The organism is Flavobacterium sp., assembly GCF_040379285.1.
In the GTDB taxonomy this organism is placed as follows: domain Bacteria; phylum Bacteroidota; class Bacteroidia; order Flavobacteriales; family Flavobacteriaceae; genus Flavobacterium.
Genome location: NZ_JBEILJ010000008.1, coordinates 24,763 through 39,443, shown reverse-complemented (window position 1 = coordinate 39,443; position 14,681 = coordinate 24,763). Strand labels below are relative to the sequence as shown.

The 14,681-nt window shown below is 39.5% G+C and carries 11 protein-coding genes; 1 reads left to right on the top strand and 10 read right to left on the bottom strand.

What is annotated here, in order from left to right:
• Window positions 1–80 precede the first annotated feature (80 nt).
• The gene (locus ABWO12_RS03200; RefSeq protein ID WP_353087159.1) at window positions 81–800 is read left to right on the top strand and encodes a hypothetical protein; all 720 of its coding nucleotides are present in this window, start codon (window positions 81–83) and stop codon (window positions 798–800) included.
• Window positions 801–864: 64 nt separating this feature from the next.
• Here the strand turns inward: ABWO12_RS03200 and ABWO12_RS03195 are convergent, their stop codons facing one another.
• From ABWO12_RS03195 to ABWO12_RS03150, 10 genes are all read right to left on the bottom strand, one after another.
• Window positions 865–1,365, bottom strand: a complete 501-nt coding sequence (locus ABWO12_RS03195; protein WP_353087183.1) for a fasciclin domain-containing protein — start codon at window positions 1,363–1,365, stop codon at window positions 865–867.
• 190 nt (window positions 1,366–1,555) lie between these two features.
• Window positions 1,556–3,316 carry a 30S ribosomal protein S1 gene (rpsA, locus tag ABWO12_RS03190; RefSeq protein WP_353087157.1) on the bottom strand — a complete coding sequence of 587 codons (1,761 nt, stop codon included), beginning with the start codon at window positions 3,314–3,316 and terminating at the stop codon, window positions 1,556–1,558.
• Between the two features lie 220 nt (window positions 3,317–3,536).
• Window positions 3,537–4,781: a nucleoside permease gene (locus ABWO12_RS03185; protein ID WP_353087156.1), complete on the bottom strand. Its 1,245-nt coding sequence runs from the start codon at window positions 4,779–4,781 to the stop codon at window positions 3,537–3,539.
• 65 nt (window positions 4,782–4,846) lie between these two features.
• Window positions 4,847–5,539: a (d)CMP kinase gene (gene cmk, locus ABWO12_RS03180; protein ID WP_353087154.1), complete on the bottom strand. Its 693-nt coding sequence runs from the start codon at window positions 5,537–5,539 to the stop codon at window positions 4,847–4,849.
• Window positions 5,540–5,551: 12 nt separating this feature from the next.
• A complete protein-coding gene (porQ, locus tag ABWO12_RS03175; protein WP_353087152.1) occupies window positions 5,552–6,580 on the bottom strand; it encodes a type IX secretion system protein PorQ in 1,029 nt (342 codons plus the stop codon).
• Between the two features lie 124 nt (window positions 6,581–6,704).
• The gene (gene lon / locus ABWO12_RS03170; RefSeq protein ID WP_353087150.1) at window positions 6,705–9,158 is read right to left on the bottom strand and encodes an endopeptidase La; all 2,454 of its coding nucleotides are present in this window, start codon (window positions 9,156–9,158) and stop codon (window positions 6,705–6,707) included.
• A 223-nt stretch (window positions 9,159–9,381) separates the two neighbouring features.
• Window positions 9,382–9,936 carry a lipocalin family protein gene (locus ABWO12_RS03165; RefSeq protein ID WP_353087148.1) on the bottom strand — a complete coding sequence of 185 codons (555 nt, stop codon included), beginning with the start codon at window positions 9,934–9,936 and terminating at the stop codon, window positions 9,382–9,384.
• 30 nt (window positions 9,937–9,966) lie between these two features.
• On the bottom strand, window positions 9,967–11,271 hold the full coding sequence (locus tag ABWO12_RS03160) for an MFS transporter (RefSeq protein WP_353087146.1): 1,305 nt from the start codon (window positions 11,269–11,271) through the stop codon (window positions 9,967–9,969).
• Window positions 11,272–11,342: 71 nt separating this feature from the next.
• Complete coding sequence (locus tag ABWO12_RS03155; protein WP_353087145.1) at window positions 11,343–12,161, bottom strand: M48 family metallopeptidase; 819 nt, start codon at window positions 12,159–12,161, stop codon at window positions 11,343–11,345.
• A gap of 30 nt (window positions 12,162–12,191) precedes the next feature.
• Complete coding sequence (locus tag ABWO12_RS03150; protein WP_353087144.1) at window positions 12,192–14,591, bottom strand: glycoside hydrolase family 31 protein; 2,400 nt, start codon at window positions 14,589–14,591, stop codon at window positions 12,192–12,194.
• Window positions 14,592–14,681: the final 90 nt, after the last annotated feature.

The window sequence follows — 14,681 nt, the reverse complement described above, 5'->3', positions numbered from 1 at the left end:
TAAAAAATTAACGAAAGTTCATCGTTATACGTTTGCAATTTCTTTTAAATTCGTAATTGTCAAACTTTTACCAATTCACCATGAGATTGCTTGAAAAAAGATCGTTAGCGGTGGAATTACAGCAAGTCCGCAACAAGATTTCTTCCCCCCAGTCATTCGTTGATTCGTTACGCAAAACGAGCAAAACAAGAACGTTAGTCGCTTACAATGCGTGTGCTACTGTAGAAGAGTCGCTTTTTTCCACACCAAATGCGCTCACATTTGATTTATTGGACACACAGCGTATTTACCATGAAAGGTACATCAAAAAGTTGTGTATCGACTATCGACTTCGCTTTTTGGACATCACGTTATTTAAACAAGATTTTCCGATTGAAGCTATTGATGCTATTCAAAATTTAGAAAAAATACATGGTGTTTCGTTACAAGGATTGAAAATCGCGGCGCCTTCCAAGACCTTTAGTCTTAAAAATTATGACGATCCATTGTTGTTTGCTCCTTTGGGTAATGATTATTACTATTTGATTCACCAGTGGGGAAATGACGTGTCACCCTGGCGAAAGTGGAAATATTGGCCGATTAAAAATGCCGTAACTTTTATGATCTTTAGTTTGGTAGTAAGTGCGTTATTCACTTGGGTAATGCCCCTAAATAAATTAGGCTCCACCCTCTTATGGGCGCCCTTTATCGTATTTTTGTTTGCTTTCAAATCTATAGTCGCAACGGTTGCCTATTACTTTTTTATGATGGGTAAAAACTTCAATAGTGAAATTTGGAACCGTCCCTTCAAAGAAAATTAAAAAAGACCGATTCATCTACGAATCTGTCTTTTCATTTTAAACCTAACAAAACATAATTAACTATTTACGGTAACACAACGGTATCTACCACATGAATAACACCATTGGATTGGAAAACATTGCCGATGGTAACGGTAGCTACATTTCCATTTCGGTCACTCACCGAGAGTGCATTGCCTTTTTGTGTGACTGTTAATTCGCCACCGGATACCGTTTTTAATGTTGCTTTCCCCTTCCCTTTTTTGACAAGATTCATCAACTCTTCGACAGAAAATTTTCCTGCAACGACATGAAACTTCAATACCGTTTGCAGTTTTTCTAAATTTTCGAGTTTCAACAAATAGACCACGGTTCCTGCAGGTAATTTATCAAAGGTAGCATTGGTGGGTGCAAAAACGGTAAATGGTCCAGCGCTTTGCAATACATCGAATAAACTGGTGGCTTTTACGGCACCCACTAAAGTGGTATGCTCTTTTGAATTGAGAGCATTCTGAACAATGTTTTTGGAAGGATACCTGGGAGCTCCGCCTACATTGACTGTTTTTTCACTTTGCGCAAAAGCAATACCTGAGCATAATAATCCGGCTTAAACGAATTGAACCAATTGATTTCTTGTTTTCATAACAATTTTTTTTAAGTATTACTATCTTATTTGTTTAGACATATACGACAAGAATACACTATTGGTTTTTTGGGTAAAAAAAAATCCCGAACCTAAGTCCGGGATTTTAAAATATGTGTTAATCAACTAGTGATTATTTTTCACCTTTTTCCATTTTAGCTTTTAATTCAGCTAAGATGTCATTGTTATCTCCTAAAGTTGAAGCGGGAGCGTTAGTAGAAGTAGTTTCTACTGCTTTTACGTTTTTCTCTTCTTCTTCTCTGAAGATTGCGGTATGAGAAGCTACTACACGTTTGAATTCTTTATTGAACTCAATCACTTTAAATTCAGCAGATTCTCCTTTTTTCAATTTCTTACCGTCTTCTTTTTCTAAGTGACGTGCAGGAATGAAAGCAATCACATCATCTCCGAAATCAACCGTAGCGCCTTTGTCAACGATTTCAGCAATAGTTCCGCTGTGAACCGTTCCTACACCGTAAGCTGCTTCGTGCTTATCCCATGGATTTTCTGTTGTTTGTTTGTGACCTAATGAAAGTTTTCTTCCGTCTACGTCCAATTCTAACACAACTACATCTAATTTATCACCTACGTTAACAAATTCTGATGGATGTTTGATTTTTTTCGTCCAAGATAAATCAGAAATGTATACTAAACCGTCGATTCCTTCCTCTAATTCAACGAAGATACCGAAATTAGTGAAGTTACGAACAATTCCAGTATGTTTCGAACCAACAGGGTATTTAGAGGTAATATCCGTCCAAGGATCTTGTGATAATTGTTTGATACCTAAAGACATTTTACGCTCATCGCGGTCTAAGGTTAAGATCACAGCTTCTACTTCATCACCTACTTTTACGAAATCTTGTGCCGAACGTAAGTGAGTCGACCAAGACATTTCAGAAACGTGGATCAATCCTTCAACACCTTCAGCAACTTCAATGAAAGCACCGTAGTCAGCGATAACCACTACTTTACCTTTCACTTTATCACCTACTGATAATTCAGATCCTAAAGCATCCCATGGGTGAGCGTGTAATTGTTTTAAACCTAGTTGGATACGTGTTTTCTCATCATCAAAGTCTAAGATAACCACGTTCAATTTTTGGTCTAATTCCAATACTTCACTTGGGTGGTTGATACGTGACCAAGACAAGTCAGTGATGTGGATTAATCCGTCTACACCGCCTAAGTCGATGAATACACCGTAAGAAGTGATATTTTTAACCACACCTTCTAATACTTGACCTTTTTCTAATTGACCGATGATTTCTTTTTTCTGAACTTCGATATCTGCTTCGATCAACGCTTTGTGTGATACTACAACGTTTTTGAATTCGTGGTTAATTTTTACCACTTTGAATTCCATCATTTTGTTAACGTATACATCGTAATCACGGATAGGTTTCACGTCGATTTGAGAACCAGGTAAGAAAGCCTCGATTCCGAATACGTCAACGATCATACCTCCTTTAGTTCTACATTTCACAAAACCGTTAACGATTTCTCCTGTTTCGTTAGCTGAGATTACACGATCCCAAGATTTGATTGTTCTTGCTTTACGGTGAGAAAGTACTAATTGTCCTGTTTTGTCTTCACGTACATCGATTAATACTTCTACTTTGTCCCCAACTTTCAAGTTTGGGTTGTAACGGAATTCGTTTAAAGAAATAACACCTTCCGATTTTGCATTAATATCAACGATAGCGTCACGGTCAGTAATACGAACAACCACACCTTCAACCACTTCTTCGTTGTCGGTAGAAATGAAAGTCTTAGCAACTAAGTCTTCAAATTCTCTTAAATTGTTTTCGTCTACTGCGTCGATTCCTTCGGCATAGTTATGCCAGTTAAATTCATTTAAAAACGCTACTTGATCTTTGTTTAATTCAGCCATGCTGATGATTCTATTTGTATGCTGTGCTTTTCGAGTTTCTTGAGCGAGTAAAATACACAACAGTGTTTTACGTAAATGATTCAATACCAATTGGAAACTCTTCTTCGCCAAAAGGTGTGCAAAAGTACGTTTTTATTCTTAACCTCAAAACATTTCATACAGAAAATTAAGCCATTAGCTACAAAAAACCCTCTCCGAAGAAAGGGTTTGGTATAGTATATTAATGACTCACTTGAGCCACATCCTCGGAATTGTGTTTGTGTTTGAAGAAAAGGGCAAATAGAATAGCAATAATAAGTGAATACACGGCAAAAGCTAACCAAATGTTGTGCCAGTCGCGTACACCGTCATGGGTATAATATTTTTGAATGGCCCAACCGGAAGTGAAACTACCTAATATCGCTCCAAATCCATTGGTCATCATCATAAACAACCCTTGCGCTGAGGAACGAATAGTAGCCGAAGTTGAAGTTTCAACAAAAAGTGACCCAGAAATATTGAAAAAATCAAAAGCCATCCCATATACAATACAAGATAATATAATCATCCATAACCCATCGGTTGGATTTCCATAGGCAAAAAGTCCAAAACGCAATACCCAAGCCAACATAGAAATTAGCATCACTTGTTTGATGCCAAAACGTTTCAGGAAGTACGGAATGGCTAAGATGAAAAGCGTCTCTGAAATTTGAGAAATTGACATGATAATTGTCGAATATTTCACGACAAAGGAATCTTTATATTCAGCCACATTTTTGAATTCATCTAAGAATACATCCCCATACGCATTGGTTAATTGCAAAGCGCCTCCTAAAAACATAGAAAAAATAAAGAATAGAGCCATTTTATAATTGCCAAATAACTTAAACGATTCCAATCCAAGTGATCTCTTCTCTTCGGTATTGCGTTGGGGTGGACATTTTGGAAGAGAAAATGAATACAGTCCTAAAACAATGGCACCAATTCCTGCGATATAAAACTGATATTCAGTAGCCTTACTATCTGTTAAATTAGTGAGCCACATAGCTGCAATAAAACCAATTGTTCCCCACACCCGTATAGGCGGAAAATCTTTCACTACATCGCTATTTGGGCTATTTTTTAAAGCTGTATAGGAGATTGAGTTAGATAAAGCGATTGTTGGCATGTAAAAACTCATGGCCAATAACATCACATAAATGAAGGTAGATGGATCATTTACTTGAGGTAAATAAAACAAGACTCCGGCATATAATAAATGTAAAATACCATACAGTCGTTCGGCATTAATAAAACGGTCGGCCATAATTCCTGTGATGGTAGGCATGTATAAAGAAGCTATTCCCATGGTTCCAAACACTAATCCAAATTGTGTTCCATCCCATTGACGCGTTCCAAACCAATAATTAGCAATCGTTATCAACCATGCTCCCCATACAAAGAATTGCATGAAGTTCATGAAAATTAGTCTGTATTTTACACTCATAATTATTATTCGTTTTGGTTAATCAAGCTCGTAAAGCTACGAGAATAAATGAGATTCACAAAGGATTACATCGTTTTCGTTTTGGCAGCTACCCATTCCATTACGCGTTGTAGTTGGGCTTCCCGGCTTAGGTTGGAATTATCCAATTCTACAGCATCATCCGCTTTTACCAAGGGGGAATCGGCCCGATGGGTATCGATATAATCCCGCTCGTTTACGTTTTGCAACACTGCTTCATACGTAACCGAATCGCCTTTGGCCTGCAACTCAGCAAAACGCCGTAGCGCCCTCGTTTCTGGACTAGCCGTCATATATATTTTCAATGCCGCATCGGGAAATACCACGGTACCAATATCGCGGCCATCCATCACCACCCCTTTTTCTTTTCCCATGGCTTGTTGTTGTTCGACCAATTTGGCACGAACCGCAGAAATTTCGGCAACTTTACTTACTAATGATGAGACCTCTAGCGTGCGGATTTCGCGTTCAACATTGACGCCATTGAGGTACATTTCACCGTAACCCAACTCGGCATTAAACACAAAATGCAGCGTGATTTGTTTGAGATCGGCTGTTAGCCCCTCGGCATCCAAATGATGGGGAGATACGAATCCGTGTTGCATCGCGTATAAGGTTACAGCGCGGTACATGGCCCCTGTATCCACATAAACATAGCCTAGTTGTTGCGCTAGTTGTTTGGCTAAAGTACTTTTCCCTGTGGAGGAAAATCCGTCGATGGCAATGGTAATTTTTTTCAATAAAATAAAATTTTAATAATCATCTTGAAGGTTAATGGTCAACCCAAACAAACTTGTATTGGCCGCCAAAGTATACCTTGAATAGGAATAATTAAATTTCAATCGTCCCATTTTCAACCCAAAACCGGCTGAAATTCCCGAAAAATTTCGTTGGTCTACAATGCGTAATTCTTCGGCGCGACGGAAATTATACCCCAAACGCAAATTAACACTTTTTCGAGGAAACAATTCCACTCCAAAAATGACATGACGTAGAGCATTGTTGATGAAACCTACTTTTTCTTCATTTGACCCTCCATCGATGGTACCCACGGCTCGATTGGGGTTGGAAAATGCCACATTCCATTGCTGTAGATTTTCCAAGGTTAAATGCCAACGAATAGGTACGTTATCCAATTCTTGCGAAACACCAATAAGAACTTCCAAAGGGAGACGCTCGCGCGTACCCGCAAAAGTGGTGATTTGAGTGCCCACATTTCGCACCGAAAGCGCCCAATTGACATCATTGCGTTCGTCGATAAACAAAAAACCAAAATCGGCGGCCGCGCCAAACGAGCTATACGATTCTAACGTTGAGGAAATAAGTTTGGCATTGGCACCCAAATATATACTCGTAAAAGGAATGTTGTAGGCATAGCCCAAAGACAGTGCCATTTCACTTCCTGTAAACGTATTGGTGGGTGTTCCGAATTCGTCATACCCTTGAAAAGAACCGTAATTGACATAGTTCACTCCCGCGTGAAACGTTTGAACATGACGATCATAGGTATAGGCGTAGGCTGCTGTGCCATATGTTACTTCTCCAAAAAGACTGCCATAATTCACCGCCAGATGATTGTCCATTTCAGGATTGATAGTAGCTGGATTGAATAATGCTTGATTGACATCCGAATCGTACAGGGTAATTACCTTTCCGCCCAAGGCCGCTTGACGTGGAGAGGTGACTAAATTAAGAAACTGATATACCGAACGACCTCCCACTTGACTCCACCCAAGGGAAGTACAAAGCAGCACACATAAAAGTTGCAGTTTAGGGGTCATAGTTTTGAACAACACAAAGGGTATAACGGAAATGCGAAGATATTATTTTTAACGGGACTCTGAAAATGACGCCAAAAAAAAGCGCCAGGATATCCCAGCGCTATTCTATGAAAAATGGATTGCTTTATGCGATCGCTTTGGCATTTTTTACTTTTTGAGTGGTAAGTGCCAAGGTGATTACTTCTTGCATTTCTTTGACATAATGAAAAGTCAACCCTTTGAGGTATTCAGCATTGATGTCATTGATGTCACTTTCATTTTCATGACATAGAATAATCTCTTTGATATTGGCTCTTTTGGCTGCCAAGATTTTTTCTTTGATTCCTCCTACGGGTAAAACTTTCCCACGAAGGGTAATCTCACCAGTCATAGCCAAACTTTTCTTCACTTTTCGTTGGGTCAGTAAAGAAACAATCGAAGTCAACATGGCGATACCTGCACTGGGTCCATCTTTGGGTGTGGCCCCTTCGGGTACATGGAGGTGAATGTTGTACTTGCCAATGATATCTTGATCTAATCCAAATAACTCGGCGTTGGCTTTGATATATTCTAATGCAATAGTTGCTGATTCTTTCATTACATTCCCAAGGTTTCCGGTCAAAGTAAGACTCCCTTTTCCTTTCGAAATCGATGATTCGATGAATAAAATATCACCTCCAACCGAAGTCCAAGCCAAGCCAGTTACTACCCCAGCAACCTCATTGCCTTCTGCTTTATCGCGTTCCAATTTGGGAGCACCTAAAATTGTCACTACATGTTCATCAGTCAATTTCACATTGTATGCTTCTTCCAAAGCGATGGATTTCGCGGCATTTCGTATGACTTGAGCAATTTTTTGTTCCAATCCACGCACGCCAGATTCACGGGTATACCCTTCTACAATTTTTTCTAATTGTTTTTTACCAATAGTCAAATCCTTTGATGTTAACCCATGCTCTTTTAACTGTTTGGGAACCAAATGTTGACGTGCAATTTCGACTTTTTCTTCAATCGTGTAACCCGACATTTGAATGACTTCCATACGATCGCGTAAAGCAGGTTGTATGGTCGACATGGTGTTTGAAGTGGCAATAAACATTACTTTCGACAAATCGTAACCCATTTCGAGGAAATTGTCATAAAACGAATTGTTCTGTTCGGGATCTAAAACCTCCAACAAAGCCGACGAGGGATCGCCGTTGTGGCTAATAGAGAGTTTGTCGATTTCATCTAGTATAAAAACGGGATTGGAAGTTCCTGCTTTCTTGATGTTTTGAATAATACGACCGGGCATCGCTCCAATATAGGTTTTACGATGGCCTCGAATTTCAGCTTCGTCGCGCAAACCACCGAGTGAAATACGAACGTATTCGCGCCCTAATGCTTCCGCAATCGATCGACCAATCGACGTTTTCCCTACCCCTGGAGGTCCGGTTAAACACAAAATCGGCGATTTCATATCATTACGGAGTTTTAAAACGGCTAAATGTTCAATGATTCGTTTTTTGACATCTTCTAATCCAAAGTGGTCTCGATCCAATATTTTCTGGGCATTTTTCAGATCAAACTTGTCTTTTGAAAAGTGCTCCCAAGGCAAATCGAGAATCAATTCCAAATAATTACGTTGAATACCAAAATCAGGCGATTGCGGATTCATACGTTGGAATTTAGAAAATTCTTTTTCAAAATTTTTAGCCGTTTTCTCGTCCCACTTTTTGGCTTTGGCACGTTGCCGCATTTCTTCAAATTCTTGCTCATATGTAACCCCACCCAATTCTTCCTGAATGGTTTTCATTTGTTGGTGCAAGAAATATTCGCGTTGTTGTTGATCAAGATCAATTCGCACTTTGGTTTGAATATCGTTTTTGAGTTCCAATTTTTGCAACTCGACATTCATATATTTCAATGTTTCCAGGGCACGTTCTTTCAATACATTCATTTCCAACAAATTTTGCTTCTCTTGAACAGACAAGTTCATGTTGGAAGAAATAAAATTGATAAGGAACGATTGGCTTTCAATATTCTTAATGGCAAAAGTAGCTTCGGTGGGAATATTGGGACTTTCTTTGATGATTTCGATGGCCAATTCACGCATAGAGTCAATAATAGCGTTGAATTCGGTATCGTAAACACCTGGACGCTTTTCAGGGACTTCTTTGATATCAGCTTTAAAATAAGGCCTTTCTGAAATCATGGCATCGATTTCAAAACGCTTTTTCCCTTGAAGGATAACCGTTACATTACCATCGGGCATTTTGAGCACCCGTAAAATTCGAGCAACTGTTCCGATGGGATAGATATCGTTTATCGATGGATCTTCAATATCTTCATTCTTTTGCGCCACAACACCAATGATTTTATCACCGGCATTGGCATCATTGATCAGTTTAATGGACTTATCACGACCGGCTGTAATTGGGATTACAACCCCCGGAAAAAGAACCGTATTGCGTAAAGGGAGTATAGGAAGCGTCTTGGGCAAGTCCTCATTGGCCATTTCCTCCTCATCTTCGGGAGTCATGAGCGGGATCATTTCCGCATCGGCATTGAAGTCCTGCAAGGACAAACTGTCAAAAGAGATAAGTTTTTGATTCGACATAATGGCTTTTTGTCAAAATGACATTTAAATATTAACAATTCCGTAAACAAAGGTAGGAGATGCTATGGCAAAACCCATCAAAAAATCGATATATAACCAAGAAAAACCCATTAAATAAAGGCTTTTTGCTATTCATCGATGTTTTCATCAGAAAAAGGTCAACATTTATGCCATAAAACAAAAAACCGCCAAAGTGGCGGTTAGTAAACTTTATGTTATCTAATTATTGTTTTGTATAGATGAAGGTAATATCAGAATTCAAATAGATAGGGTTACCTCCAGTAGTTCCTACAATTGATCCATCTTCAATAACCATAACCAAGGTATTTCCAACAACAGTATATTCATCAGTATAAGGTACGCCACCCTCAGTGTAAGACAACCTTAATGTATTTCCTTGTAGAGTCCAAGTCCCATTGATATCTGGATCTACAAAACAAGCTAATTGGGTCGTATTTAAATCAATTTCAACCCCTTTGGTATCTGCTGTAAAGGTTCCATTAGTATTTAATGTCAAAAGTGAATTATTAAAACAATTGGTTTCAGACATTTGATTAATGGAGCTTGTACCGTCATTGTTAAGATCCGTTGGTACACTTGTATTAAAGGCTGTCAATATATATGTCCCTGTTATAGCAGATCCACTTCCGCCGTTGTTTCCGCCTACACCTGGATTGTTAGCTGCATTGGCTATAGCCGCAGGATCTACAGGCTCAACATCACATGAATAAAAAGAGAGGGCAAATACAGCTAAGGCTAGGAAACTTAATTTTTTCATTGTTGTTAAAATTTTTTCAAATATATAAAATTAGTTTTTCAGATTTACATTTTTAGGAACCCGAAACAATAGAATCAATCCGAATACAAAAAATAGTCCTAGAAAAACAATGGCATTACGCATGGAACCAGTAATTTGATCAATGACGCCATAAATGGTCATTCCGATAACAATACCTACTTTTTCGGTAACATCATAAAAACTAAAGAACGAGGCCGTATCGTCGGTTTCGGGTAATAATTTTGAATACGTCGAACGTGCCAATGATTGTATACCACCCATTACCAAGCCAACAAATCCCGCCGTAGCATAGAAATGAATGGGCAAGGTTATAAAATAGGCAAAGCAACAGAGTACAGCCCAAAAGGCACAGAGAAAAATTAATGTTTTAATGTTGCCGAACTTTTCTGAAGCCCGTGAAGTAAGAAAGGCACCCAAGACAGCCACCAATTGAATCAATAAAATACTGATGATTAACCCCGTCGTTTTTTGACTTGGATTCTCCCATTGTACTTCGGTAGCACCAAAATAAGTAGCCACTAGCATCACGGTTTGAACCGCCATGATAAACACAAAATAACTGTTCAAATAGCGTTTTAAGGGTAGGTTTTGTTGCATTTGCTTCCAGACCTGTTTCAACTCGTGAAATCCTTTGAAAATAAAATCTTTGGTTAGCGGTACATTCGTGCGGTTACCTTTGGGTAAATAATAGTAGGTAATATGACTAAATCCTATCCACCAAACGCCTACCATAATAAACGAGTATTTCATCATGGCAATTTTCTCCATACCTTCTACCGACATCACCATGGCCAAATTGACAATGAGCAATATCGTACTACCAATGTAACCCATCGAAAATCCGCGTGCACTCACCCGATCTTGTTGTTCCGGAAATGCGATATCGGGCAGGTAGGAATTGTAAAATACCAAACTAGCCCAGAATCCGATGAGTCCAAAGAAATAAAAGGCATATCCAAGGGTTAGATTTTCAATGTCAAACCAATACAATCCAATACATGACAAACCGCCCATATAACAGAAAAAGCGTAAAAAAGACTTCTTATTTCCTAAGTAGTCTGCAATTCCCGACAAAAAAGGGGAACAAATAGCGACCCAAATAAAGGCAAAAGCAGTGACGAAAGAAATCATAGCGGTTGCTTTAATTTTATATCCTAGAAATAATGCGTTTTTTCGGTTTGCTAACTCGAAGATTTGCTCATAATAAATCGGAAAAATAGCAGAAGCAATTACTAAACTATACACCGAGTTGGCCCAATCATAGAATGCCCATGCATTCAACAACTTAGGATGGCCTTTAGGAAGATTTGACATATCGAATGAATACAATTAAAAAAGTCATCACAACTCCTGTGATGACTTCAAATATAGAAGAATAAAATGATTTATTTAAAGCTAACTCCGAATTTTGCAGCTTCGGTTTTTACGGCAGGCAACAATTCGCGAATTTGCGCCATACGGGTAGCATCAGAAGGGTGTGTGCTTAAAAACTCCGGAGGGGCTTGTCCTCCCGACTTAGCGCCCATACGCTCCCAAAACGGAATGGCTTCCTCGGGATTATACCCCGCAATGGCCATCAGTAAAAGTCCTATTTTATCCGCTTCACTCTCATGCTTACGACTAAAAGGCATCATCCCTCCTACTTGTGTGGTAACTCCATAAGCGGTCATGGCGAGTTGTTGGGTTTCTGCGGATTTATTTCCTACAGCGGCGCCAACGCCTATGGCTCCCAATTGTTGTAATAATCCTGCACTCATTCGTTGTTGGCCATGGTTGCATAAGGCATGTGCTACCTCATGTCCCATGACGGTCGCCAAACCTGCATCGGTTTGCGTAATGGGAAGAATACCGGTATAAAATACAATTTTCCCTCCCGGCATACACCATGCATTGACCTCTTTACTTTCTACCAATCGGTATTCCCATTGGTAATCTTTAAGGTATTCGGGATGCCCATTGGCTTGCAACCAACGTTCGGCGGCCACTTTGATTTTGGTGCCAATCTGCTCCACTTTGCGGGCTTCGGGTGTATTGGTCACCACTTTATTTTCGGACAAAAATTGACTGTACTGTTGAAAAGAAGAAGGCAATAACTCGCTATTTGGCACAAAAGCCATAGTACTCTTTCCTGTAAAAGGATTGGAGGCGCATGCGGCAAAAAGTAAAATGGCAACGAATCCGGAGGTCAACTTTTTGTAATTCATAGGGTTAAATTTTACACAAAAATACAAAACTTACACTCCGATGATATGCAATTCGGTGAAATCCTTGTCGATAACAATCCCTTCAGCCACGTTAATTGCTTCTTTGTCAAAAAGAATTTTTTCATTGTCAATTTCAATTCCTTTCACGTCAAAAGGCAATCCAATCACTTGAATCGTGATCGTTTGGTATTGCGTTTCAAAAGAACCTTCTTGATGTTGCGTAATAAAAAGTTCGTTTTCTTTTCCGTTTAGGCTAAAGGTTTTGTTACTGTATCGCCCTTTGGTATAATCATACCCATCTTGAGCATCTTCGTAGACATACGATTTTTCTTTCCCTAATTTGAAATACACTTCCAAACGCAATTCGGGACTTTCGATATGTCCCACATATTGTTGAACAGGATATTTGGGAATAATAGCACCTTCTTTGATAAAAATGGGGATTTGGTCAAAATCGGTACTTACCCAAAGCTCTCGTTTTCCGCGAACCAGTTCTTGGGTCCAATAGTTATACCAGTTGCCTTGGGGTAAATACAAGCGACGTCCTAGGGCATTGGGTTCTAAAATGGGACAGACAAAAATTTGATTTCCAAATAAAAACTCATCGGTTCGGTAATGCGTTTGGGGATCTTCTTGGTCAAAATACACCAATGGTTTCAACATCGGAATTCCATCGTTGATATAGTGCCAAAACATGGTGTAGAGATACGGCAATAATTGGTAGCGTAGTTCGATAAATTTTCGTGTAATTTCAATGACTTCTTCCCCAAAACTCCACGGTTCTTGATCGCCATGGTGTCCCGAAGAATGGGTACGACAAAAGGGGTGAAACACACCCAATTGAATCCAACGTGCGTACAACTCAGCACTGGGTTGTTCGGCAAAACCTCCGATATCGCTCCCTGTAAAGCCCATGCCTGAAATGGACATGCGTTGCATTTGCACATTGGCAATCCATAAATGTTCCCAGGTAGCCACATTATCACCAGTCCAAGAAGAAGTATAGCGTTGTGCTCCCGAATAGGCTGAACGGGTTATAATAAACGGACGCTTGGGGAAGGCAAATCGCTTCACGCCTTCGTAGGTCGCGCGAGCCATTTGGGTACCGTAAATATTGTGGGCTTTGCGGTGACTGCAATTGTTACCATCATAGTTGTGACGAACGTCTAGCGGGAAAGTTTTGGTAGGAACTTCCATGACCGCAGGTTCGTTCATATCGTTCCATACGCCTTTCACACCGATTTCGGCAATTAACTCCTTAAACAATCCAGCCCACCATTCGCGCACTTCAGGATTGGTGTAATCTGGAAAATTACATTCACCTGGCCACACTTTTCCTTTCATATACGGACCATCGGCACGTTTACAGAAATAATCTTTTTCGAGCGCTTCGTTGTAGACCCAATACTCGTTATCTATTTTAATCCCAGGGTCAATGATAACTACCGTTTTAAACCCATCTTTGGCCAATTCTTGCACCATACGCTTGGGTTCTGGAAAATACTCTTTACTCCAGGTAAAGCAACGAAAACCCTCCATATAATCAATATCTAAATAGATAGCATCACAGGGAATTTGGAGTTCACGAAACTTTGAAGTAATCTCTTTCACCTTAGCTTCAGGATAATAACTCCATTTGCAATGATGGTAGCCCAGCGTCCAAAGAGGCGGCAATTCGGGTTTTCCGGTCAAATGGGTATAGGTGGTGACCACATCACTCATTTTGGGTCCATAGATGAAATAGTAGTTCATTTCACCCCCATCGGCCCAAAAGCTTGTGACTCCTTTACGTTCATGACTGAAGTCAAAAAAGGAACGGAAAGTATTGTCAAAGAAAATACCGTACGCCTTAGTATTGCGTAGTCCGATGTAAAAAGGAACAACTTTATACAAGGGTTCCTGATCTTTATGAAAGGCATATTGGTCGGTAGCCCAATTTTCGAGGCGTTTGCCTTTTAAGTTTAGATGGGTGGCTTTGTCACCTAATCCATAGAAGCTTTCACCTTCGGGAGACATTTTACTCATTTTGACAATATTTCCCCCAAATTCATAGGATTCTTCCCAATGAAAACCCAGCTCGTCTTCGACAATCGGAGCGCCATCGAGTTCATAAATACCCACACGAGCACTTTGCTTTTGAACGATGACATATACTTTGCTCGTTTGTATTTTATAATGATCTTCAAACTCGTTCAATTCCAACACATTGTAACCATGGGATTGACTTTTGTCTATAGCATAGGAGAAATCATTGCTAAAATACCCTTTGGCCGTAAATCGAAAACGAATCATGCTATCGCGCAAAACGGTAACACGCATGATTACATTATTATCTGTAAAGAAATCGATAGAATCAACTTCTTTGGTGTAGGAGGTTATCGTGGACGGAAATAAATCGCCTTTATACTCCAGTTCGGTATTAATAATCATAAGAATGTAAATGTAAAAGTGTCAAATTTACAAAGTTGAAAGCGATAAATTAACAACCTAATATTCTTATTTTTAACTACAACGTTTGCG